Genomic DNA, 22,640 nt, shown 5'->3' with positions numbered 1-22,640 from the left:
CTCCAGAAGGGAGCCGTCCCGCCCGTGTCCCGGGTTCAGTTGTCGACGGACACCTGGTCCGCTACCGCCGCGACCTCCTCGCGCTCGCTCTTCTTACGGCCGCTGCGCGACTTCAGCAGGCTGACGACCGTGGTGAGCGCCAGCGTGCCGAGAATGACCCCGAGGGAGACCATGATGGGCACCTCGGGCGCCCACGACACCCCATCGTGGTGCAGGGCCTCCATCACCAGCTTGACGCCGATGAAGGCCAGCACGAACGACAGGCCCTTGTTGAGATAGACGAGGCGATCCAGCAGCCCTCCCACCAGGAAGAAGAGCTGGCGCAGCCCCATCAGGGCGAACACGTTGGCCGTGAACACGATGTAGGGCTCCTTCGTCAGCCCGAAGACGGCCGGGATGGAGTCCAGGGCGAACAGCAGGTCGGAGGTGCCGATCGCCACCATCACGATCAGCATCGGGGTGACGAGCCGGCGGCCGTCGATCCGGACCACCATGGCGGCGCCGTGGTAGGCCTTCGTGGACGGCAGGATCCGCTGGACCGTGCGCAGTGCGAGGTTCTCCGAGAAGTCGGCCTCCTCCTCCTTCTCGGTGACGAACTTCCACGCGGTGTAGACCAGGAAGGCGCCGAAGATGTAGAAGAGCCAGTCGAACCGGGTGACCGCCTCCGCGCCCACCGCGATGAAGACGCCCCTCATGCCGATCGCCAGGACGATCCCGGTCATGAGCACCTTCTGGCGGAACCGGTTCGGCACCGAGAAGCGGCTCATGATGACGAGGAACACGAAGAGGTTGTCGACGCTGAGCGAGTACTCCGTGATCCAGCCCGCGAAGAACTCGCCGCCGAACTTCGGCCCGGCGAGGAGCACCACGCCGATGCCGAAGGCCACCGCGAGCAGCACGTAGAACGTGACCCACCGGACACACTCGCGGAAGGCGGGCTGCCGCGGGTCGCGTGCGACCAGATAGAAGTCGACGGCCAGCATGAGCGCGAACCCGCCGATCGTCACCAGCCATACCCACGTGGGCAGGTTCATCCCGCTCCCTTCTCCCCGCGCCTGAGTGCCCTCCGCCGGCCACGCACCCGCCAGAGCGCTTCGGCATGCCCGATGTACCGGTCGAGCACCTCACGGGCCACCGGGTTGCGGCCGGCCACGTGCATGAACCAGTGCGGCGCGAGCCGTTCGTGCATCCAGACGAAGCCGATCGCGAAGCCGAGGCTCACGATGGCCTGGTACGCCAGGAAGGCCGGTAGGTCCTCGGTCAGCGTCGCCCGGCCCAGGATCACCGTGCTCGTGACCGTCTCCTGGACCAGGCGGGAGATCGGGAAGCCGATCAGCCAGTAGAGCCCGGCCGGGGCGAACACCCCCGGCTGGAACACGTTGCGGCCGAGCAGCACGCCGTAGCCCGCCCCGAGCAGGCCCATCGGCACCGCCAGCGAGAGGGCGGAGATGGCCGCCCAGCCTGGCCGGTGCCCCGCGAGCAGGGTGAGCCCGCCGGCCATGAGGCCCGCGACCACGCCGACCACCAGACCGGGCAGAGCGACTTCCGCGTGGTATCGGACGCGTTCGGTCACAGGACCACGCCGAACTTGAACAGGCTGTAGAACAGCATCCCGAGATAGAACACCGCGCCGAAGCCGATGATCAGGTTGGTCCAGAGCTTCGGGCGGATCGGCTTGGGCAGCATGCGGTTGTTGACCAGCAGGAGCGTGACGCAGTAGGCGCCCATCGCGAACGTCGACAGGAACGCCAGCGTGTCGAGGATCGCACCGGGGCCGTCCGCGGGGCCGAACAGCAGGATGAGGATGCCGAAGGTGATCACGCCCCACAGGAAGCCGGCGTACAGCTTGGATACGCCGAACTTCTTGGCGCCGGGCACGAAGTGGTAGGTCATGTCCGACTGGCCTCTGGAGAAGGAGTCGAACAGGCCGAGCGTCGCGTTGAGCCCGATCATCGCGATGAACCCGAGGAACACCACCCCGAGCACCGCGCTGCCCGCGGAGGCGAAGGAGTCCGACATCGCGTTCAGGGAGGCCTCCCGGTCACCGGCCAGGATCAACTGCTTGACGTCGCTGTTCTGCCGCGCCGCCGCCTGGGCGAGGACGGTGAACGAGACCGTCACCAGCATCGTGATGCCCCAGAAGAGCATGAACGCGTCGAAGGTCACCCACCGCCGCCAGCCCTTCCACTTGCGCATCTCCTCGGGGTCGTCGGTGTCGAACATGAAGCCGCGCGAGGGCATGGACTCCTCTTCCCCGGCGTGGCGCAGCCCGCGGACCTGCGGGATGTGGGCGCCCATTCCGGCGCCGGAGTCGCGCAGGTGCAGCGTGTACCACATCTGCTGCATGCCCGAGGGGCCGGCGAAGGCGATCGAGCCCACGATGACCGGGAACCACGTCGGCGACAGCGCCTCCTGTGGCAGGTAGCCGAAGGCGAACATGCCCGTGATCGTGCTCGACAGGTCCGCCCAGCTGCCCACCATGGCCGCGATGATCGCCGTTCCGATCACGAGCGTGCCGATGAGGATCGACAGCACGTTCTCGAGCAGGTTGTAGATGACCTTGGCCAGGCTGAACACGATGCCCACGAGCACCAGCCCGACGCAGGCCGTGACCACCCACGGTATCCCGGTGATCTTCTCGAAGGCCGCGGCGCCCGCCGACAGGTGCCCTGGCCAGATGTAGACGAGGATCGCCACGGTGAAGAAGAACCACATGAGGGGCTTGAAGACCCGCGCGGCGCCGAAGAAGATGCTCTCCCCCGTGGCCATGGCGTACCGGGCCATCTCCAGCATCACGACGGCCTGCAGCGTGACGCCGATGAGGAAGAGCCAGCGGATCTCCGGCCCGAAGAGCAGCACCAAGCGGGGCCACATGTACGACTCGCCCATGCCCACGCCGAGTGCCACGAGGAACACGGTCGGCCCGAGGATGTGCACCGAGGGCGGCGCGTCGGGGAGCGGCCGGATGGGCATCGGTTCCAGCCGGCCCGCTTTCCATACTCGCTCGTCGGCTGCCGGCGAGACGCCGACCTCACCACTTTCCGAGGTCACCGGCTGTCTTGAAATCTCCACCTAGAACCCTCCTGGAGAGTTGATCGATCCCGATTCGTTGTGTGGACACGCCCCCTCACTGGCCCCGATAGCGGCTGACTCAGCCGCCCAGCAGTCCGGCCGCCCTCGCCCAGCGGTATTTCGCGCCGAGCACGGCGACGGGCTTCTCCGTCGTGTACGGGTACGCCACCACGCCGTGGTCGAACAGGTACTCACAGGCCTGCTCGACCTCCGTGTCACCGGCCAGCGACGCCACCACCGGCTTGTCGTTGCCCTTCGCCCGCTCCTCCGCCACCACGCGGGCGATGAGTTCGGCGAAGACCATCGGCGGGGTCACGATCGTGTGCCAGTAGCCGAGCACCAGCGCGTGGATCCGCGGGTCGGACAGGCCCAGCCGGACGGTGTTCGCGTACGTGCTCGGCGGCTCGCCACCGGTGATGTCGATCGGGTTGCCCGCGGCCCCGAACGGCGGGATGTACGCGCGGAAGGCCTCGTCGAGGTCCTGAGGGATCTCCATGAGGGACAGCCCGTTGTCCACGCAGGCGTCGGAGAGCAGGACGCCCGATCCTCCCGCCCCGGTGATGATGACGACGTTCTCCCCGCGGGGGGTGGGCATGAGGGGCAGCGAGCGGGCGTACTCGAGCATGTCGTTCAGCCCGGGAGCCCGCACGACCCCGGCCTGCCGCAGGATGTCGTCGTAGACCTTGTCGTCGCCGGCCAGCGCGCCGGTGTGCGAGCCCGCGGCACGCGCGCCCATCGCCGTGCGCCCGGCCTTGAGCACGATCACCGGCTTCTCGCGCGAGACCCGCTTGGCCGCCTCGACGAAGCCGCGCCCGTCCTTGAGGTCCTCCATGTGCATGGCCACGCAGCGGGTGTTCTCGTCCTGCTCGAAGAAGGTGAGCAGGTCGTCCTCGTCGATGTCGGCCTTGTTGCCGACGCCGACGATCGCGGAAACGCCCATCTTGGTGGTGCGGCTGAAGCCCAGGATGGCCATGCCGATGCCGCCGCTCTGCGAGGTGAGCGCCACGCTGCCCTTGACGTCGTAGGGCGTGCAGAACGTGGCGCAGAGGTTCTCCGGCGTGTAGTAGTAGCCGTAGATGTTCGGGCCGAGCAGCCGCACGCCGTGCCTGCGGGCGATCTCGACGATCTCCGCCTGGCCCTCGTGGTCGCCCGTCTCCGCGAATCCCGACGGGATCATGATGGCGCCGGCGACGCCCTTGCGCCCGGCCTCCTCCAGCGCGGCCGCCACGAACTTCGCCGGGATGGCGAAGACCGCGACGTCGACGTCGTACGGCACCTCGGCGATGCCGGCGTAGGCGGGCAGGCCCATGATGTCGGAGGCCTTGGGGTTGATCGGGAAGACCTGGCCCCGGTAGCCGCCGTCGATGAGGTTGCGCATGACCGAGTTGCCGATCTTGCCGGTCTCCGCGGACGCCCCGATGACCGCCACGGACCTCGGTTTGAATATGCGGTTCATCGAGGCCAGGATCTGCTCACGGGGCAGCCGCTCGACGGGGCGCACCGGGTGGGGGTCGAGCAGGATGCGCACATCCGCCGCGGTCGCCCCGCTCGCGCCGGCGAAGACCGGGTTGAGGTCGACCTCGGAGATCTCCGGGAAGTCCGCGACGAGCGCGCCGACCCGCTCGATCATGCCCGCGAGCGCGTCCCTGTCCACTCCTTCCGCGCCGCGGACCCCGCGCAGCACTTCGGCGGCCTTGATGTCGTCCAGCATTCCGAGCGCCTCGCCGGTCGACAGCGGCGCCAGGCGGAAGGTCACGTCCTTCAGCACCTCGACCAGCACGCCGCCGAGGCCGAAGGCGACCACCTTGCCGAAGGTCGGGTCCGTGACCGCCCCGATGATCACCTCGTGCCCGTCTCCGAGCATCCGCTGGACCTGCACGCCGTCGATCGCCGCGTCCGGGTCGTACGCGCCGGCCGCCGCCATGATCCGGTCGAATCCCGAGCGGACCTCCTCGGGCGTGCCGAGCCCGACGATGACGCCACCGGCCTCCGTCTTGTGCAGGATGTCCGGGGAGACGATCTTCATCACGACGGGGAGGCCGACGTCCCCGGCGATGGCGACCGCCTCGTCCGCCGTGGTGGCCAGCCCCTCGCCCGGCGTGGTGATGCCGTACGCGTCGCAGATCTTCTTGCCCTCCGGGGCGGTCAGCGCCGTACGGCCCTCCGCGCGGGCCTTCTCCAGGACCTCGCGGACCCTGTCACCGCTGGGCGCCATCAGATCACTCCGTTCCTTCGCAGCTCCGCCAGGCTGTCGGCGGAGAGGCCGAGCCCTGTGTAGACCTCGTCGTTGTGCTCGCCCAGCAGGGGCGGGGTGGTCACCGTGACCGGGGAGTCGGAGAGCTGGATGGGGCTCCCCACCGTCGCGAAGGTGCCGCGCTCGGGATGGTCCACCTCGACGATCACGCCCTGGCTCCGCAGCGTCTCGTCCTCGATGAGCTCCTTGGTGGACAGGATCGGCCCGCAGGGGATGTTCTCGGCGTTCAGCGCGTCGAGCACGGCCCACTTGCTGTGCAGGCTCGTCCACTCCTCGATCAGCTGGAACATCTTGTCGAGCTTGGCGAGGCGGGCCTCGGGGGTGGCCCACTCGGGGTCGTCGGCCAGCTCGGGGCGGCCGATGATCCGGGCGATCGGCTGCCAGCCGGGCGGCTGCACGATCACGTAGATGTAGTCGTTGGGGCCGCCGGGGGCGCACCGCACCGCCCACCCCGGCTGCCCGCCTCCCGAGGCGTTGCCCGACCGGGGGACCTCCTCGCCGAAGGTCCGGTTGGGGTACTCGTTCAGCGGCCCATGGGACAGCCGCTGCTGGTCGCGCAGCTTGACACGGCACAGGTTGAGCACGGCGTGCTGCATGGCCACCTGGACCCGCTGTCCCCTGCCGGTGTGCTCGCGCTGGTAGAGGGCGGCGAGGATGCCGGCCACGGTGTGGACGCCGGTTCCCGAGTCGCCGATCTGGGCTCCGGTCGCCAGCGGCGGGCCGTCCTCGAACCCGGTGGTGCTCATCGAGCCGCCCATCGCCTGGGCGACCACTTCGTAGGCCTTGAAGTCGGCGTAGCGGCCGGGGCCGAATCCCTTGATGGAGGCGTAGATCAGGCGGGGGTTGAGCTCCTGGAGGCGCTCCCAGGTGAAGCCCATGCGGTCGACGGCACCGGGGCCGAAGTTCTCCACCAGGACGTCCGATTCGCTCACCAGCCGAGTGAAGAGCTCCTTGCCTGGCTCGCTCTTCATGTTGAGCGTGATGCTCCGTTTGTTGCAGTTGAGCATGGTGAAGTAGAGGCTGTCCACACCTGGGACGTCGCGCAGTTGCCGGCGGGTGATGTCGCCGGAGGGCGACTCCAGCTTGACGACGTCGGCCCCGAGCCAGCCGAGGATCTGGGTGCAGGAGGGCCCCGACTGCACGTGGGTCATGTCCAGGACGCGGACGCCTTCGAGTGCTCTGCTCATCGCGTGGTTCCCCTACTTGTACATCGTCTGGTTCATGGTTCCGGGGGCGTAGACGTCCGGGTCGATCCATACGTTGATCAGCGCGGGCTTGCCCGACTCGCGGGCCCGGTCGAGCGCGGGACGGATGCCGGCCGGATCCCGGACCTCCTCGCCGTAGCCGCCGAGCATGCGGGCGAACTCGTCGTACCTGACGTCGCCGAGGGTGTTGCCCACGCGGCCCCTGGCCTCGCCGTACTTGGCGGCCTGGCCGTAGCGGATCTGGTTCATCGAGGAGTTGTTGCCGATGACGCCGATGAACGGCAGGTCGAAGCGGACCATCGTCTCGAAGTCCCAGCCCGTGAGGCTGAAGGCGCCGTCGCCGAAGAGGCAGAGCACGTCCTTGTCCGGCCGGGCGTACTTGGCCGCCATCGCGAAGGCCACGCCGACGCCGAGCGTGCCGAGCGGGCCCGGGTCCATCCAGTGGCCCGGCGACTTGGGCTGCACGACCTGGCCGGAAAAGGTGACGATGTCACCGCCGTCGCCGATGTAGATCGTGTCCTCGGTGAGGAACTCGTTGATCTCGTGGACGAGCCGGTAGGGGTCGATCGGCCGGGAGTCAGAAAGCCGGCGGGGAAGGCGCTTCTGGTACGCCTTGGTCTCGACCTCGCGCAGTTCCTCCATCCACCTCTTGCGCCGGGCGCTGCCGTTGTCCTCACGGCCGGTCGCCGCGGCGGCGGCCGCGGCGAGCACCAGCCCGGCGTCGCCGACGATGCCGAGGTCGATGTCGCGGTTCTTGCCCACCGTGCGGTAGTCGAGGTCGATCTGCACGACGGTCGCCTCGGGCGAGAGCCGCTTGCCGTACCCCATCCGGAAGTCGAAGGGCGTCCCCACGATGATGATCAGGTCGGCGTTGGAAAAGGCGTAGCGGCGCGAGAGCTGGTAGTGGTGCGGGTCGCCGGGCGGCAGCGTGCCACGGCCGGAGCCGTTCATGTACGCCGGCACGTTGAGCGCGCGGACGAAGTCCACGGCGTCGTCGGTGCCCCTGCACGTCCACACCTGGCTGCCGAGCAGGACGCACGGCTTCTCGGAGTGCGCGAGGAGATCGCCCAGGCGCTCGATGGCCCGCGGGTCGCCCGCCTGGCGGGTGGAGGCCCGATAGCGTCCGGCCTGCGGGATCCGCGCCTTGTCCAGGGGGACCGTGGCGTCGAGGACGTCGCGCGGGATCTCCAGGAACGAGGGGCCGGGCGCGCCGTGGTAGCACTCGCGGAACGCCATGGACACGATGTCGGCCACCCGCTCGGTGGAGGGCACCGTGGCGGCGAACTTGGTGATCGGCGCCATCATGTCGACGTGCGGCAGGTCCTGCAGCGAGCCCATCTTGTGCTGGCTGAGCGCCCCCTGACCGCCGATGAGTAGCATGGGGCTCTCCGCGCGGAAGGCGTTGGCGACCCCGGTGACCGCGTCGGTGGTACCGGGCCCCGCCGTCACCACCGCGCATCCCGGCTTGCCGGTGACCCTCGCGTAGCCGTCCGCGGCGTGCGCCGCCACCTGCTCATGGCGCACGTCGATCACGTCGATGCCCTCGTCGACGCAGCCGTCGTAGATGTCGATGATGTGGCCGCCGCAGAGCGTGAAGATCACATCCACGCCCTCCGCCTTCAGGGCCTTGGCCACCAGGTGACCGCCCGATATGCGGTCCGGAGCCGGGTCGGCGGACTGGGTCGCTGATTCGGACATCTAGGTAGTCCTCCCAAAGTGCATACTGCATACCGTATGAGTTCCATCGTTATCCCGGGCGCCATGTGTTGTCCAGACCCATTCGCGACAAGGTCCACTGCGATCCCGCGGCCCCCAAGGGCCTGAGGGTTCGCACGGGCAAGAAACCTTGACCGACATTTGCCCATACTGTATACCGAATACAATCGTCGACGCGAGGACGGAGCTCTTTCGTGAAGGTCGCTGTTCTTGGCGCCGGCGCCATCGGCGCGTATGTGGGTGCCGCCCTGCAGAGGGCAGGCGTCGAGGTGCATCTCATCGCTCGCGGGACGCACCTCGACGCCATGCGCGAGTCCGGTGTGCGCGTGCTGAGCCCCAGAGGTGACTTCACAAGTCACCCCCACGCCACCGACGACCCCTATGAGGTCGGCCCGGTGGACTACGTCTTCCTCGGCCTGAAGGCCAACGCCTACGCGGCGGCCGGGCCGATGATCCGGCCGCTGCTGCACGAGGCCACCGGCATCGTGGCCGCACAGAACGGCATCCCCTGGTGGTACTTTCACCGGCTGCCCGGTCCCTACGAGGGCTATCGCATCGAGAGCGTGGATCCGGAGGGGAGCGTCACCGCCGCCCTGCCGCTGGAGCGTGCGATCGGATGCGTGGTCTACGCCGCCACCGAGATCGAGGAGCCGGGTGTGGTCCGCCACCTGGAGGGCACGCGGTTCTCGATCGGCGAGCCCGGCGGCTCGGCGTCCGCCCGCTGCACCGCCTTCAGCGAGGCCATGGTCGAGGGCGGCCTCAAGTGCCCGGTCGAGCCCGACCTGCGGCAGGACATCTGGATCAAGCTGATGGGCAACATCGCCTTCAACCCGATCAGCGCGCTGGCCCGGGCCACGATGGCGGGCATCTGCCGCCACCGGCGCGCCCGGGAACTGGTCGTCGCGATGATGCGCGAGACGGTGGAGGTGGCCAGGCGGGTCGGCTGCGACCCCAAGATCTCCATCGAGCGCAGGATCGCCGGGGCCGAGAAGGCCGGCGAGCACAAGACCTCCACCCTCCAGGACCTGGAGAAGGGCAAGCCCCTGGAGCTGGACGTGCTCCTGGCCGCGGTGGTCGAGCTCGCCGACCTGACCGGCACCGATGTGCCCACGCTGCGGTCCATCCACGCGGTGACGGACCTGCTGGACGAGCAGGTCCGGCACAACCTTGTCCCCTCGCCTTGAGACCACATACCGTAGATTGCATACGGTATCCCCTCACTGTCATCCCACTCGGAGGACACCGACCGTGAAGAAGAATCGAGCCGAGCACTACGACCGGCTGACCCATCCCCTCGTACGGGAGGACGGCGTCCTGCGGCGGGCCACCTGGGAGGAGGCGCTCGACCGCGCCGCCGACGGCTTCCGCCGCAACCTCGCACGCCACGGCCCCGACGCGTTCGCGATGCTCTCGTGCGCCCGCTCCACCAACGAGATGAACTACGTGGCGCAGAAGTTCACCCGCGTCGTGGTCGGCACCAACAACGTCGACTCCTGCAACCGCACCTGCCACGCGCCGAGCGTCGCCGGCCTCTCCGCGGCCTTCGGCAGCGGCGGCGGCACCTCGTCCTACCAGGAGGTGGAGGACACCGACGTCATCATCATGTGGGGCTCCGCCGCCCGCAACGCCCACCCGATCTTCTTCCACCACGTGCTCAAGGGCATCCACAAGGGCGCCAAGATGTTCGCCGTCGACCCCCGCAGGACCGGCACGGCCCAGTGGGCCGACCGCTGGCTGGGGCTGAACGTCGGCACCGACATCCCGCTCGCCCACGCGGTCGCCCGCGAGATCATCCACGCGGGGCTGCACAACACGGCCTTCATCGAGCGCGCCACCAGGGGCTTCGAGGAGTTCGCCGCCTCCGTGGAACCGTGGACCCTGACCGTCGCCGAGCAGGTCACCGGGGTCCCTGCGGAGGCGATCAGGGAGCTCGCCCACGCCTACGCCCGCGCCGACCGCGCCCAGCTGTGCTGGACCCTCGGCATCACCGAGCACCACAACGCCACCGACAACGTGCGCGCGCTGATCAACCTCTCCCTGCTCACCGGGCACGTCGGCCGGTACGGCTCCGGCCTGTCACCCCTGCGCGGGCAGAACAACGTGCAGGGCGGCGGGGACATGGGGGCCATCCCCAACCGGCTGCCCGGGTTCCAGGACATCCTCGACCCGGCGATCCGCGCCAGGTTCGAGGCGGAGTGGCAGGCGCCGATCCAGCCCAAGTACGGCCTGACCCTCACCGACATGCTGGAGGCGATGGGCGAGGGCAAGGTCACCACCTGCTACCTCATCGGCGAGAACCCCGTGCAGTCCGAGGCCGACTCCCTGAGCTGCGTCAAGCGGCTGAGCATGCTCGACCACCTCGTCGTCCAGGACATCTTCCTCACCAAGACCGCGCAGATGGCCGACGTCGTGCTGCCCGCCAGCGCCGCGTGGTGCGAGACGGAAGGCACCTTCACCAACAGCGAGCGGCGCGTGCAGCGGGTACGGAAGGCGGTGTCGCCGCCGGGTGAGGCCCGTGACGACATCTGGATCATGTGCGAGCTCGCCCGGCGCCTCGGCCACGACTGGAGCTACGAGAGTTCCGAAGAGGTGTGGGACGAACTGCGCAGGCTGTCGCCCGCGCACACCGGGATGACCTACCAGCGCCTGGCCGACCTGCAGGGCATCCAGTGGCCCTGCCCGTCCGAGGACGCCATCGAACCCCCGTTCCTCCACGGGCGGCTGTGGGAGACCGACCCCGCCAGACGGGGTGCCCCCGCTCCCTTCGCCGTGCTGCGCCACTCACCCCCCGTCGACCTGCTCGACGAGGAGTACCCGCTGCGCCTCACCACCGGCCGCACGCTCGACTCCTACAACACCGGGGTCCAGTCGTCCGGCTTCGCCTCCCCGCTGCGCACCGGCGAGCACATCGAGCTCTCGCCCGAGGACGCCGCCGCGCTCGGGGTCACCATGGGCGAGGAGGTCAGGATCAGCTCCCGCCGGGGGTCGGTGACCGCCCCCGTGCGCATCGATCCCGGCCTGCGCCCCGGCCTGGTCTTCATGTCCATGCACTTCCCCGACGAGGTGGACACCAACGCCCTGACCATCGAGGCGACCTGCCCCATCGCGGGCACCGCGGAGTTCAAGGCGGCGGCCGTGCGCGTCGACAAGCTCGTCCCCGCGAAGGCCGGGTGACGCGCGGTGGATCTCCGGTTCCGCGACGCCGAACCCGGCGGCGAGGAGCGCGCGGCCGTCGACGCGCTCCTCGGCGCACCCCCCTCGGGCTGGCACGGCGGGGACCGTACGGAGGAGGACCTGCGCTTCGCCATGGGAGGGCACGAGGCCCGCGAGCGGCGTGACCTCCTCCTGCCGGCCCTGCACGCCGTCAACGACCGCATCGGATGGATCAGTGAGGGCGCGCTCGACTACATCTGCCGCCGGCTCACGGTGCCGCCCGCCGAGGCCTACGGCGTGGCGAGCTTCTACTCGCTGCTGTCGCTGAAGCCGCGCCCCGCCCGGGTGCTGCACGTCTGCACCGACCTGGCCTGCCACGCACGCGGCGCCGAAGAGGTGCGGCGGCGCGTCCAGGAACGGCTCGGCCCGGCCGGCTCGTCATGGATGCCGAGCCCTTGCCTCGGCCTGTGCGAGCGGGCGCCCGCCGCCGTCGCGCTGGAGGCCGGGGAGCGGCCCAGGGCCATCGTGTACGGCCCGGCCGAACCGGAACCCGCCCCCTCCCCCACGCCTCTTCCGTCGTCCGGGGAGCAGCGGGGCAACGACGGTCTCGCCGAACGGGAGGAGCCCGACGTCCGGGCGGCCGTCCCGCAGGCGGGCGACCCGTCCCTGGTCCTGCTGCGCCGGGTGGGGACCGTCGATCCTGCGAGCCTGGACGACTACCGGGCCGCCGGTGGCTACGCCGCGCTACGCCGGGCCTTCCAGCTCGGCCCGCTGGGGGTCGTCCAGGAGGTCGCCGAAGCCGGCCTGGTCGGCCGGGGCGGAGCGGCGTTCCCTGCGGGACGCAAGTGGGCGGCCGTCGCCGGGCAGCCCGACCGGCCCCACTACCTGGTGTGCAACGCCGACGAGAGCGAGCCCGGCACCTTCAAGGACCGCGTGCTCATGGAAGGGGATCCCTACGCCCTGGTGGAGGCCATGACCATCGCGGCGTACGCCACCGGATGCGCCAAGGGGTACCTGTACATCCGGGGCGAGTACCCGCGCGCCACCAGGCGACTGGAACACGCGATCGCCGCCGCCAGGGCCCGCGGGCTGCTGGGCGATGACCTCCTCGGCCAGGGATTCGCCTTCGACATCGAGATCCGCAGAGGGGCCGGCGCCTACATCTGCGGCGAGGAGACGGCCATCTTCAACTCCATCGAGGGCTACCGGGGCGAGCCGCGCAGCAAGCCGCCGTTCCCCGTCGAGAAGGGGCTCTTCGGCAAGCCCACCCTCGTCAACAACGTCGAGACGCTGGTCAACGTGCTGCCCATCCTGCTGCACGGCGGCGCCGCCTACGCCAGGACCGGGACCGAGGCCTCCACCGGCACCAAGCTCTTCTGCGTCTCCGGCAACGTTCCCCGACCCGGGGTGTACGAGGTGCCGTTCGGCGTGACGCTGCGCGAGCTCCTCACCCTCGCCGGAGGCACATCCCCCAGCCTGCGGGCCGTGTTGCTGGGCGGGGCGGCGGGGGCCTTCGTCCGGCCCGGGGAACTGGACATCCCGCTGACCTTCGAAGGCACCCGGGCGGCCGGGGCCACCCTCGGATCCGGCGTCGTGCTGGTTTTGGACGACAGCGTCGACCTGGCCCGCATCCTGCTGCGCATCGCCGAGTTCTTCCGCGACGAGTCCTGTGGGCAGTGCGTGCCCTGCCGCGTCGGCACCGTACGCCAGGAGGAGGCCCTGCACCGCCTCAGCCGCGCCCCGAGATCTGAGGACGTCACGCTGCTCCGCGAGGTCGGCCAGGCCATGCGCGACGCGTCGATCTGCGGCCTCGGCCAGACGGCGTGGAACGCGGTCGAGTCCGCCATCGACCGGCTGGGCGTCTTCCCGGCGCCCTCCCCCGTCCCCTCATCCCCGGAGGCGTCATGACCGTCCCGCTGTCACCACCCCGGCGCCTCGTCGAGCTGACCGTGGACGGTGAGCCCGTCCGCGTACCGGAAGGTGCCACGATCCTGGACGCCTGCGGCGGGGCCGGCCAGGAGATCCCCACCCTCTGTTACGGCGACACGCTGACCCCCAAGAACGCCTGCCGGGTCTGCGTGGTGGAAGTGGACGGCTCGCGGACCCTCGTACCGGCCTGTTCCAGGAAGGCCGAGGCCGGAATGGTCGTCGGCACCTCCACCGAGCGCACCCGGCACAGCCGCAAGGTCGTGCTGGAACTGCTCGCCTCCTCGGTCGACCTGTCCACGACGCCGGGCGCGGCCGGGTGGATCGAGGAGTACGGCGCCCGGCCCGGCCGGTTCGGGGCGGAGGCCGCCACCGTCGAACAGCCGGTGAAGGTGGACAACGATCTCTACGTGCGCGACTACGGCAAGTGCATCCTGTGCTACAAGTGCGTCGACGCCTGCGGGGACCAGTGGCAGAACACCTTCGCCATCGGGGTGGCGGGCCGGGGGTTCGACGCCACGATCTCCACCGAGTACGACGCCCCGCTCACCGACTCGGCGTGCGTCTACTGCGGCAACTGCGTGGAGGTGTGCCCGACGGGCGCTCTGTCGTTCAAGAGCGAGTTCGACATGCGCGAGGCGGGCACCTGGGACGAGTCACGGCAGACCCAGACGACCACGATCTGCAGCTACTGCGGGGTCGGCTGCAACCTGACCCTGCACGTCCAGGAGAACCAGATCGTCAAGGTGACCTCACCCCACGACAACCCGGTCACCCACGGCAACCTGTGCATCAAGGGCCGCTTCGGCTACCAGCACGTGCAGAACGTCGCCCCGCCCGCCGACACGTCCGCGCCCGTCTCCGGCGTCGCCACAGGAGGCGGAACGTGAGCCGGGTCACCGTACGCCGTCCCATCCTGCGGCTGCGCGACACCGCGCTCAGCCGCCGGGTGGACGTGCTCGCCGCCGAGGAGCCGCTGGAGATCCGCCTGGACGGCAGGCCGCTGACCGTCACCATGCGCACGCCCGGGGACGACTTCGACCTGGCGGCCGGCTTCCTCGTCAGCGAGGGCGCCATCGGAGCCCCTGGAGAGATCTCCTCCATCCGCTACTGCGCGGGCGCCACCGTGGAGGGGAGCAACACCTACAACGTGCTCGACGTGCGGCTCGGTCCAGGCGCCGTCACCCTGACCACCTCGCTGGAGCGCAACTTCTATACCACCTCCTCGTGCGGGGTCTGCGGCAAGGCCTCGCTGGACGCGGTCCGCACGGTCGCCCGCTGGCCGATCGAGGACGACCCCGTACAGCTGGCCGCCGAGGTCATCGTGGCGCTCCCCGACCGGCTGCGCGCCGCCCAGCGGGTGTTCGACCGCACCGGCGGCCTGCACGCCGCCGGGCTGTTCACCCCGGACGGCGAGCCGCTGTGCGTACGGGAGGACGTCGGCCGCCACAACGCCGTGGACAAGCTCCTCGGCTGGGCCCTGCGCGACGGCCGGCTGCCCCTGCGCTCCACGGTCCTGATGGTGTCCGGACGGGCGTCCTTCGAGCTGGTGCAGAAGGCCGTCATGGCCGGCGTCCCCGCCCTCGCCGCCGTCTCGGCCCCCTCGTCCCTCGCCGTCGAACTGGCCGCCGAGTCCGGCCTCACCCTCATCGGCTTCCTCCGCGGCGACTCCATGAACGTCTACACCGCCGACCACCGCCTCGCCTTCCCACCCCCACCGCAACGGACCGACCACACTTGACGATGGCCTCGCGGTGGCCGAGGCAGGTCGAGTGCGCGGCCGACCGGGTCGTGGAACTCGCCGGTGACGGTACGGCCGGCCGGCCGTGAGAGTGAATCTCGGCCCATGGTCACTCCACCCGGTACGAAAGTCGGAGACCGAACGCGTGTGGAAGAGCGTCGGTCTTTGATCTCGGCGCGCGGGGACGGGAGGCTGGAGACCGCTCAATGTCATGATGACTCGGGGGAATCACATGCGACGTCTTCTCATCGGCCTGAGCAGTCTGGCCTTGGCAGGCACGGCTGCCACAACCGGCTCGGTCGCCAGCGCCTCATCGACCTGGGATCCACCGCCAGAGGGTACCCACCAGTGGTCCGAACCGGGGAACGAAAGCGGTCGGGCAACAGACCCGTATTGGGGATCGCCACAGTCGGCACCGCGGCCTCGATACGAGCCGACACCGCCACCGGAGCCCAACATCAGGCCACTTCCGATAAGGCCACCGGAACCACGACCGACGCTGCCCCACCCACGACCCACGCCGCCCAACCCACAACCGACGCCGCCCAACCCACGACCGACGCTGCCCCATCCACGGCCGACGCTGCCACCCGGACCTCACATCAGCCCGCGGCCGACACCACCGGGGCCGAGGCCATGGCCTCCCCTGCCGCCAGGGCCCCACATCGGGCCATTGCCGCCGGGCGGCGTGTTCCCGACCGATCGGCGGATCCGTTTCCTGGTCCTGACCAGGAAACATGGTTCCACGCCGTTCCCTGCCGATCGCACCGTGACGCTTCGATGCGCGCCCGCCGGGGGGACGCACCCCATGGCGCACAGCGCCTGCCGCACGCTCATCCTGGTCGGAGGGGACCCGACCAGATTGAACGTGTCCCCGTCGACCTTCTGCAGGAGGATCTTCGACCCTGTGACGGTCACCGCCGTCGGAAGCTGGGACGGCCGCCGTATCCGGGCACAGCGCACCTTCAGCAACTCGTGCACCCTGCGAGCCGCGACTGGCCCGGTGTACGACTTCTGACGGCGAAGGAGCAGAGCAGAGGGCCCGGCCGGACGGTCGGGCCCCTTTCGCGGCTACTTACTTAGCGATGAACCGCCCGGGAAGGGCCTGGCTCCGCTCGGGCTGTTCTTTTCGGAGCCGGCGCCCCGTCCCTGCCGGCTATGAACCGTAGGCCGGCAGCGAAGGCCCGCGCGTCTTACGAGAGGCCGGGACCTGCTCAGGCCTCGCCGAAGACGTAGCGGGCGACGAACTCGTTGGTGAACTTGCCCGCCGGGTCGTAGCCCTGGGCGAGGGTGCGGAAGTCCGGTAGCCGTTCGTACCGGGATCCCAGTACCTCCGGTGCGACGGTGAACAACTTGCCCCAGTGGGGCCGGACCTCGAAGGGGGCCAGCCGCCCCTCGATGAGGGCGAGGACGGGGAGCACCGCTTCCGGGTTCTTGACCCAGGTGAAGTGGAAGGCCACGCTGTCGCGCTCGTAGAAGGGGCTGAGCCACTGGCGGTCCGCGGCGATCGTGCGGATCTCGGAGATCTGCAGCACCGGGGCGATGTGGTCGCGCAGTTCCTCCAGCGCGTGCAGCGCCGCCACCGCGTCCTGCCGGGCCACCATGTACTCCGACTGCAGCTCCTCGCCGCTGCTCGGGGTGAAGTCGGCCCGGAAGTGCGGCAGCCGTTCGAACCACGGCCCTGGGACGCCCATCTGCTCTGTGCAGTGGACGGCGGACATGCCCGGCACGGGGTGCCGGGGGCCCTCCGCCGGCGTGGCGCCGAACAGACTCGGGACGGGCACAGGGGTGGCGGCGGAGCCGGTGGCGGCGGAACCGGTGGAGTCGGAACCCGTGGAACCGGTGGTGGTGGAACCGGTGGAGTCGGTGGCGGTGGAGTCGGGGAGGCTGGGGGAAGGTGCAGCGGTGATCTGGTCGAGGCGTTCCTTGACCCATACCTGGTTGATCCGCGAGGTGCGCCAGTCGGTGAACATGCTCACGCTGTAGGCGCGGGCGACGATCTCCTCGAAGTGGTCGTCCAGCACCTCCACCGGCAGCGCCTCGTAGACGTACTGCCGCACGTCGAAGGCGGGCACTATGTCGAGGGTGAGGCTGACCACGGCTCCCAGGGCGCCGAGCGCCACGACGGCCCCGTCGAAAACCTCGCCGTCCGTCTCCCGGCCGAGCGTCACCAGGTCGCCGCCGGCGGTGACCATCTCGATCGCCGACACGGCCGTCGCCAGGCTCCCGTTGGCGCCACCGGATCCGTGGGTCGCCGTGGCGCAGGACCCGGCGACGGAGATGTGCGGAAGCGACGCCATGTTCCGCACCGCGTACCCCTTGTCGTGCAGCCGGCGCCCCAGCTCGGCGTACCGCACGCTGCCGGAGACCCGGACGGTGGCCGAGGTGGTGTCGATCTCCACCACCTGCGGCAGCCCGTCCAGCGAGACCAGGGCACCCTGCGAGTCGGCGATCCGGTTGAACGAGTGCCCGCTCCCCAGCACCCGCACCTTGTGACTCTCCGCGATCACGCTGCGCAACTCGTCGAGGGAAGAGGGCATCTCGATGCGCTCCGCCTGGAAGGAGATGTTGCCGGCCCAATTAGTCAGCTTCTGAGTCAACTGCGGCTTCCTTCGGCTTCCACGGCAAAGGCCCTCTTCAAACGCTGACTGCACTCTAGACGCACGCCGGCGCCGCGCGGAGCCTCCGGGCCGCCGCGTGGGAGCCCTGCTCACCTACGTGGGGAGCGGCTTCTTCGTCACCGACGACGGCGATCCGGTGGTCGACGTGGTCTTCTCGGCTCCGATGCCGCCGACGATCAGCGGGGTGAGGTCTCCGTACCGAACGCGCGCCGGGCGTGGGCCAGCAGTTCACGCACCGCCGGGCCGTGCGCGCCCTTCCAGATCAGGGCGAGCAGCGCGGGCGCTTCGACGTCGGCGATGGGCAGGGCGGTGAGCCGGTCGCGGTAGTGCTCGGCCATGGACTCGCTGAGGACCGCGACGCCGAGTCCCCGGCCGGCCAGGTCTGCGATGGCGTCGGCGGCGCTCGCCTGGAGCGCGACCGCCGGGTGGAGGCTCAGCGCCGCGCATCCTTGGTCGAAGACGGTGCGAAGGCCGGTGCCGGGGGGCATGCAGATGATCGGCAGGTCGACGAGGTCGCGCAGCGTCACACGGGACCGGGCCGCCAGGGGGTGGCCGACCGGGACCGCCGCGACGAGACGCTCGCTGATGATGGTCAGCGCCTCCAGGCCCTCGGGAGTGGTGGTCGCGGTGCCGACGAGGGCCAGATCGAGGGCGCCCGCGCGCACGCCCTCGGTGAGCCGGTCGGAGTTGTCCTCCAGCAGCGAGATCTCCACGCCGGGATGCGCCCGGTGGAAGGCGGCGAGGGCGTCGAACAGCGGGGTGACGGTGCAGCCGACGACCATCCCTATCGTGAGCCGCCCCCGGATCAGGTCGGCGACCTCTCCCACCGCCTGGCCGAGCGCCCCGGCGGCGGCGAGCGCGGCGCGGGCGTGTCCGAGCGCCGCCTTCCCCGCGACGGTGAGGGTGGCCGCCCGTCCCGACCGGTCGAACAGCTCGGCACCGAGCTCCCGTTCGAGCCGACGGATCTGGGCGCTGACACCGGACTGGCTGATGTGCACCCGCTCGGCCGCCCGGGTGAAGTTCCGCTCCTCGGCGACCGTGACGAAGTATTCGAGCTGCCGCAGTTCCATAACTGCAGATTCTAGTTTCCAGTAGAACCATCTGTTGGACTTCTGAACCGGTCGCACGCCACGCTGGGGGTATCGCAACTTCTGAAGGGGGAACCATGCCGGAATATGAGAAGGCCATGCGGCCAGAGGACGTCACCCGCCTGTTCGTCGAGCGGTCCAACGCCGGCGACGCGGCCGGAGTCGCCGAGCTCTACGAGGAGGACGCGGTGATGGCCTTCCCGCCCGGCTCCCGGACGGTGGGGCGGGAGGCGATCCGCGCGCTGTGGGAGAAGGTGCTGGCCGGTCGGCCCCACTTCGAGCCGGAAGAGCCGCTGCCGACGCTGATCAGTGGCGACATCGCCCTCACCTCCACCGCGCCCAAGGACGGAGCGGGCGCCCGCGCGCAGGTGCTCAGGCGCCGCCCGGACGGGAGCTGGCTGCGCCTGCTCGACCAGCCCGAGTTCGTCTTCCCCGACCGCTGAGTCCACGCAAGCGGCCACCCTCGGCAGGGGATGGGTCCACCGGCGGCCGCATGGAGGCGGAAACGCCGAGATCCCGCCCGATGAACAGCTCGGACGGGATCTCGGTGACTTCTCGCAGGCCCTCTACAGGTGGAGCTATGGGGATTCGAACCCCAGACCTCCTCCATGCCATGGAGGCGCGCTACCAGCTGCGCCATAGCCCCTGGTCACCGCTCAGGGTGTTCCCCTCGCGGCGCTCGGAGAGCATATAGCGACTTTCGGCCGTTCACCTAATCGGCATCCGCACGCTCCCGGAGAGCCGTGGGTTCGTACGGCTTGCGCGGGTTGTGCCCGGCGCAAGCCGTACCGAGGCCGGCTAGGTCGCGGCGGAAGCGGATTCGGGCCGGTCGTCGCTGTTCACCGGCTCTGGGAGCGTTCCCGCGTTGTGCTCCAGCAGGCGCCAGCCCCTGCGGCCTTCCTGGATGACCGACCAGGAGCAGTTGCCGAGGCCGCCGAGGGCGGGCCACAGCTCCTCGGGAAGGCCCAGGATGCGCGCCACCCCGAGCCGGATCGCCGCCCCGTGGGAGGCGATCACCATCAGGCCTCCGTCCTCCAGCCGGTCGACCCAGCGCCGGGTGGCGGCGGCCACGCGGTCGGCGACGTCCGTCACGGACTCACCGCCGGGGGCCTCCCACTCGGCGTACTGGACGGGCCAGCCGGCGGCGATCTCCGCGCGGGTCAGGCCCTCCCACTCGCCTCCCCCGCGCTCGCGCAGATCCTTGTCGACGGCGACGTCCAGCCCCACGATGCCCGCGAGCGTGGCGGCCGTGTCATGAGCCCGCCGGAGGTGGGAGGAGACGATCAGCGACGGGCTCAGGGACGCGAGCAGGGAAGCGGCCCTGCTCGCCTGGGCGAGGCCGGTCTCGTCCAGCGGGATGTCGGTGTGGCCCTGGAAGCGCTGCTCCAGGTTCCACCGCGTCTGGCCGTGACGCCAGAAGACGACGCGGCGGCCACCGCCCTTCCCCTCACTCACCCTTCCATCCCGCGGCCCCGCTGGGCTCGGACCTGCGTGACGCTGTCCGGGAGCGAGATGGCGGGGCAGTCCTTCCACAGGCGTTCGAGGGCGTAGAAGGTGCGGTCTTCTTCGTGCTGGACGTGGACCACGATGTCGAGGAAGTCCAGCAGGACCCAACGACCCTCGCGTTCCCCCTCTCGGCGGACCGGCTTGGCATGGGCCTCGATCCGCAGGCGCTCCTCGATCTCGTCGACGATTGCGCGCACCTGGCGGTCGTTGGAGGCGGAGCAGAGCAGGAAGGCGTCGGTGATGACGAGCTGCTCGCTCACGTCGTAGGCGATGATGTCATCCGCCAGCTTCTCGGCCGCGGCCTCGGCGGCGAGCCGGACGAGCTGGAGGGATCTCTCCGATGCGGTCACGATGTGGGTTTTTCCTCCTTGTGAGGGTACGAGGTTCCGCGCTTCCCATTATCAGGATGCCCGGTAAAGACCACGCTTGTTTATGTACTGGACAATCCCGTCCGGAACGAGATACCAGATTGGTTCTCCGGCGGCCACACGTTGCCGGCACTCTGAGGAGGAGATCGCGAGCGCCGGTATCTCGATCAGGCTGACCTTTCCTTTCGGGAGCCCGGGGTCGTGCAGCACATGACCCGGACGAGTACAGCCTACGAAATGTGCGATGGTGAAGAGCTCGTCGACATCACGCCAGCTGAGGATTTGCGCAAGAGCGTCGGCCCCGGTGATGAAGTACAGCTCCACATCCGGTTCGTACATTCCCGCGATCTCGCGCAGCGTGTCGATCGTGAACGTCGGCCCGGGACGGTCGACGTCGACCCGGCTCACCGAAAACCGCGGGTTGGACGCGGTCGCGATGACCGTCATCAGATACCGATCTTCCACGGCGGAGACGGTCTTGTCCGCCTTCTGCCACGGCTGCCCGGTCGGGACGAACACCACCTCGTCCAGGTCGAAGTGGTGGGCGACTTCGCTGGCCGCGACGAGGTGGCCGTGGTGGATCGGGTCGAAGGTTCCGCCCATGATGCCAAGCCGCCTGGTAGGGGCCCCATTCCTCATGCGAGGGACCCTAACGTGCCTCCTCCGGACGACCCCGGACCACCCCCCTGAAGAACTCCGAACCCCAGCAAACCACCCCATTCCAGAGCCCGATGACCAAGAGCCGTTCTCTTCTCCCAAGATTTCCGCGCGGGCTGAACGGCCCATGTGGAAAGCGCTGATCCCGCCCGATGGCCCTCCAGCCGGGACCGGTCACGACCGGGCCGTCCCGTGCCGGAAGGGTCCAACCGCAGCAAACCGCGGCCTAAGGCCGCGCGCGGGCATCCGCCCCGACGTAGCATGCCGACCATGACCACCACCACCCCGGATCGCAACCGTGTACAGCTGCCCGGCATCAGCTCCCGGGCCTACGAACATCCAGCTGACCGGTCGGCCCTGGTCGCGATGCGCTCCCTGTCGGGATTCGACTCGGTGCTCAAGCGCATGTCGGGCCTGTTCAGCGAGCGCCGCCTCCGGCTGATGTTCCTCGCCTCCTCTGTACGCGCGAGCGAGACCCAGTTCCGCGCCCTGTACGACATGGGCCGCGACAGCGCGTACCTGCTCGATCTCCACCGCATTCCGGAGATCTACGTCCAGCAGGACCCGCAGCCGAACGCGATGGCCATCGGTTTCGACGACCCGTTCATCGTGATCAACACCGGCCTGCTCGACCTGATGGACGAGGAGGAGCTCCGCTTCGTCGTCGGGCACGAGACCTCGCACATCCTGTCCGGCCATGCCGTCTACGGCACGATGCTCGCGATCCTGACGCGGCTCGCCACCCGTGTGGCGTGGATCCCGCTCGGCTACATCGGGCTGCGGATCATCGTGACCGCGCTGGAGGAGTGGCACCGCAAGGCCGAGCTCTCCGCCGACCGTGGCGGCATGCTGTGCGGCCAGGACCCCGAAGCCGCCATGCGCTCCCTGATGAAGCTGGCCGGCGGCTCCCGCCTCCACGAGATGAACATCGAGGCGTTCCTCGACCAGGCCCGCGAGTACGACACCGCCGGCGACGTGCGCGACGGCCTGCTGAAGGTGCTCAACCTTCTCGGCACCACCCACCCGTTCGCGGTGATGCGCGTGGCCGAGCTCGACCGGTGGCGGCGCGAAGGCGAGTACGAGTCCATCCTCGCCGGCAACTACCCCCGCCGGGAGGACGACGCCAACGCCAAGGTCTCCGAGGAGGTCAAGGCCGCCGCTCGTTCCTACCGCGAGTCGTGGGCGCAGTCCCAGGACCCGTTCATCGGCGTCCTTCGCGACGTGGCCGAAGGTGCCGTCAACGCCGGCGAGCGCATCTTCAACCGATTCGCCCGCAGGGACTGAGGCGCTCCGTGGTCCACGGCTCACGAGCGATGGACCACGGTCGAGCCGC

The 22,640-nt window shown here is 69.7% G+C and carries 19 protein-coding genes and 1 tRNA gene; 8 read left to right on the top strand and 12 right to left on the bottom strand.

The annotated features are described in order from the left end of the window. Nucleotides 1-35: 35 nt before the first annotated feature. The 6 genes from ABD810_RS14690 to ABD810_RS14665 form a co-directional block, all read right to left on the bottom strand. Entirely contained in the window at nt 36-1,034 is a 999-nt protein-coding gene (locus ABD810_RS14690; protein ID WP_344939202.1) for a TerC family protein, read from the bottom strand. After that, nucleotides 1,031-1,573, bottom strand: coding sequence for a hypothetical protein (locus ABD810_RS14685; RefSeq protein WP_344939197.1), 543 nt, complete (start codon nt 1,571-1,573; stop codon nt 1,031-1,033). The genes ABD810_RS14690 and ABD810_RS14685 overlap by 4 nt, the downstream gene beginning before the upstream one ends. Continuing rightward, nucleotides 1,570-3,072: an Nramp family divalent metal transporter gene (locus ABD810_RS14680; RefSeq protein WP_344939194.1), complete on the bottom strand. Its 1,503-nt coding sequence runs from the start codon at nt 3,070-3,072 to the stop codon at nt 1,570-1,572. The genes ABD810_RS14685 and ABD810_RS14680 overlap by 4 nt, the downstream gene beginning before the upstream one ends. Before the next feature lie 79 nt (nt 3,073-3,151). Continuing rightward, on the bottom strand, nt 3,152-5,287 hold the full coding sequence (locus tag ABD810_RS14675; RefSeq protein ID WP_344939190.1) for an acetate--CoA ligase family protein: 2,136 nt from the start codon (nt 5,285-5,287) through the stop codon (nt 3,152-3,154). Further along, nucleotides 5,287-6,513 carry a formyl-CoA transferase gene (frc, locus tag ABD810_RS14670; RefSeq protein ID WP_344939187.1) on the bottom strand — a complete coding sequence of 409 codons (1,227 nt, stop codon included), beginning with the start codon at nt 6,511-6,513 and terminating at the stop codon, nt 5,287-5,289. Before frc ends, ABD810_RS14675 begins: the two co-directional genes overlap by 1 nt. Before the next feature lie 12 nt (nt 6,514-6,525). Continuing rightward, nucleotides 6,526-8,229, bottom strand: a complete 1,704-nt coding sequence (locus tag ABD810_RS14665; RefSeq protein WP_344939182.1) for a thiamine pyrophosphate-binding protein — start codon at nt 8,227-8,229, stop codon at nt 6,526-6,528. Nucleotides 8,230-8,441: 212 nt separating this feature from the next. Between ABD810_RS14665 and ABD810_RS14660 the strand changes: the two genes are divergently transcribed. From ABD810_RS14660 to ABD810_RS14635, 6 genes are all read left to right on the top strand, one after another. Further along, nucleotides 8,442-9,431, top strand: coding sequence for a 2-dehydropantoate 2-reductase (locus ABD810_RS14660; RefSeq protein WP_344939179.1), 990 nt, complete (start codon nt 8,442-8,444; stop codon nt 9,429-9,431). 64 nt (nt 9,432-9,495) lie between these two features. Beyond that, nucleotides 9,496-11,421: a molybdopterin oxidoreductase family protein gene (locus ABD810_RS14655; protein ID WP_344939176.1), complete on the top strand. Its 1,926-nt coding sequence runs from the start codon at nt 9,496-9,498 to the stop codon at nt 11,419-11,421. Between the two features lie 6 nt (nt 11,422-11,427). Beyond that, complete coding sequence (locus ABD810_RS14650; RefSeq protein ID WP_344939173.1) at nt 11,428-13,308, top strand: NAD(P)H-dependent oxidoreductase subunit E; 1,881 nt, start codon at nt 11,428-11,430, stop codon at nt 13,306-13,308. Continuing rightward, nucleotides 13,305-14,216 carry a 2Fe-2S iron-sulfur cluster-binding protein gene (locus tag ABD810_RS14645; RefSeq protein WP_344939170.1) on the top strand — a complete coding sequence of 304 codons (912 nt, stop codon included), beginning with the start codon at nt 13,305-13,307 and terminating at the stop codon, nt 14,214-14,216. Before ABD810_RS14650 ends, ABD810_RS14645 begins: the two co-directional genes overlap by 4 nt. Beyond that, on the top strand, nt 14,213-15,067 hold the full coding sequence (fdhD, locus tag ABD810_RS14640) for a formate dehydrogenase accessory sulfurtransferase FdhD (RefSeq protein WP_344939167.1): 855 nt from the start codon (nt 14,213-14,215) through the stop codon (nt 15,065-15,067). The genes ABD810_RS14645 and fdhD overlap by 4 nt, the downstream gene beginning before the upstream one ends. 211 nt (nt 15,068-15,278) lie before the next feature. Next, nucleotides 15,279-16,085, top strand: coding sequence for an SSI family serine proteinase inhibitor (locus ABD810_RS14635; RefSeq protein WP_344939164.1), 807 nt, complete (start codon nt 15,279-15,281; stop codon nt 16,083-16,085). Nucleotides 16,086-16,281: 196 nt separating this feature from the next. On the opposite strand, the gene ABD810_RS14630 is transcribed toward ABD810_RS14635, so the two are convergent. Then, complete coding sequence (locus tag ABD810_RS14630) at nt 16,282-17,667, bottom strand: FAD-binding protein (protein ID WP_344939160.1); 1,386 nt, start codon at nt 17,665-17,667, stop codon at nt 16,282-16,284. A 197-nt stretch (nt 17,668-17,864) separates the two neighbouring features. Then, nucleotides 17,865-18,758 carry a LysR family transcriptional regulator gene (locus tag ABD810_RS14625; RefSeq protein ID WP_344939157.1) on the bottom strand — a complete coding sequence of 298 codons (894 nt, stop codon included), beginning with the start codon at nt 18,756-18,758 and terminating at the stop codon, nt 17,865-17,867. A gap of 95 nt (nt 18,759-18,853) precedes the next feature. On the opposite strand from ABD810_RS14625, the gene ABD810_RS14620 reads away from it, so the two are divergent. Next, nucleotides 18,854-19,219, top strand: a complete 366-nt coding sequence (locus ABD810_RS14620; protein WP_344939154.1) for a YybH family protein — start codon at nt 18,854-18,856, stop codon at nt 19,217-19,219. Between the two features lie 130 nt (nt 19,220-19,349). Here ABD810_RS14620 and ABD810_RS14615 read toward each other — a convergent pair. The 4 genes from ABD810_RS14615 to nadD all read right to left on the bottom strand — a co-directional run bounded on the left by ABD810_RS14615 (nt 19,350) and on the right by nadD (nt 21,289). Beyond that, nucleotides 19,350-19,422: transfer RNA gene (locus tag ABD810_RS14615), tRNA-Ala, on the bottom strand. Between the two features lie 152 nt (nt 19,423-19,574). Then, complete coding sequence (locus ABD810_RS14610; RefSeq protein WP_344939151.1) at nt 19,575-20,231, bottom strand: histidine phosphatase family protein; 657 nt, start codon at nt 20,229-20,231, stop codon at nt 19,575-19,577. After that, a complete protein-coding gene (gene rsfS, locus ABD810_RS14605) occupies nt 20,228-20,632 on the bottom strand; it encodes a ribosome silencing factor (RefSeq protein ID WP_344939148.1) in 405 nt (134 codons plus the stop codon). The genes ABD810_RS14610 and rsfS overlap by 4 nt, the downstream gene beginning before the upstream one ends. A 51-nt stretch (nt 20,633-20,683) precedes the next feature. Beyond that, complete coding sequence (gene nadD / locus ABD810_RS14600) at nt 20,684-21,289, bottom strand: nicotinate-nucleotide adenylyltransferase (protein WP_344939144.1); 606 nt, start codon at nt 21,287-21,289, stop codon at nt 20,684-20,686. A gap of 288 nt (nt 21,290-21,577) precedes the next feature. Between nadD and ABD810_RS14595 the strand changes: the two genes are divergently transcribed. Further along, nucleotides 21,578-22,591 (top strand): M48 family metallopeptidase, encoded by a 1,014-nt coding sequence (locus ABD810_RS14595; RefSeq protein ID WP_344939141.1) that lies wholly within the window; start codon nt 21,578-21,580, stop codon nt 22,589-22,591. Nucleotides 22,592-22,640 lie beyond the last annotated feature (49 nt).

The sequence above is a fragment of the Sphaerisporangium flaviroseum genome, assembly GCF_039537005.1.
Classification (GTDB): Bacteria; Actinomycetota; Actinomycetes; order Streptosporangiales; family Streptosporangiaceae; genus Sphaerisporangium; species Sphaerisporangium flaviroseum.
The sequence above is the reverse complement of the archived record's forward strand: the minus strand, read 5'-3'. Positions and strand labels throughout refer to the sequence as shown.

Bases quoted from the DNA above. Each gene is read 5' to 3' on its own strand.
- ABD810_RS14690 (WP_344939202.1), bottom strand. From the start codon at position 1,034: ATGAACCTGCCCACGTGGGTATGGCTGGTGACGATCGGCGGGTTCGCG.
- ABD810_RS14675 (WP_344939190.1), bottom strand. From the start codon at position 5,287: ATGGCGCCCAGCGGTGACAGGGTCCGCGAGGTCCTGGAGAAGGCCCGC.
- frc (WP_344939187.1), bottom strand. From the start codon at position 6,513: ATGAGCAGAGCACTCGAAGGCGTCCGCGTCCTGGACATGACCCACGTG.
- ABD810_RS14665 (WP_344939182.1), bottom strand. From the start codon at position 8,229: ATGTCCGAATCAGCGACCCAGTCCGCCGACCCGGCTCCGGACCGCATA.
- ABD810_RS14645 (WP_344939170.1), top strand. From the start codon at position 13,305: ATGACCGTCCCGCTGTCACCACCCCGGCGCCTCGTCGAGCTGACCGTG.
- ABD810_RS14635 (WP_344939164.1), top strand. From the start codon at position 15,279: ATGATGACTCGGGGGAATCACATGCGACGTCTTCTCATCGGCCTGAGC.
- ABD810_RS14625 (WP_344939157.1), bottom strand. From the start codon at position 18,758: ATGGAACTGCGGCAGCTCGAATACTTCGTCACGGTCGCCGAGGAGCGG.
- ABD810_RS14620 (WP_344939154.1), top strand. From the start codon at position 18,854: ATGCCGGAATATGAGAAGGCCATGCGGCCAGAGGACGTCACCCGCCTG.
- nadD (WP_344939144.1), bottom strand. From the start codon at position 21,289: ATGAGGAATGGGGCCCCTACCAGGCGGCTTGGCATCATGGGCGGAACC.
- ABD810_RS14595 (WP_344939141.1), top strand. From the start codon at position 21,578: ATGACCACCACCACCCCGGATCGCAACCGTGTACAGCTGCCCGGCATC.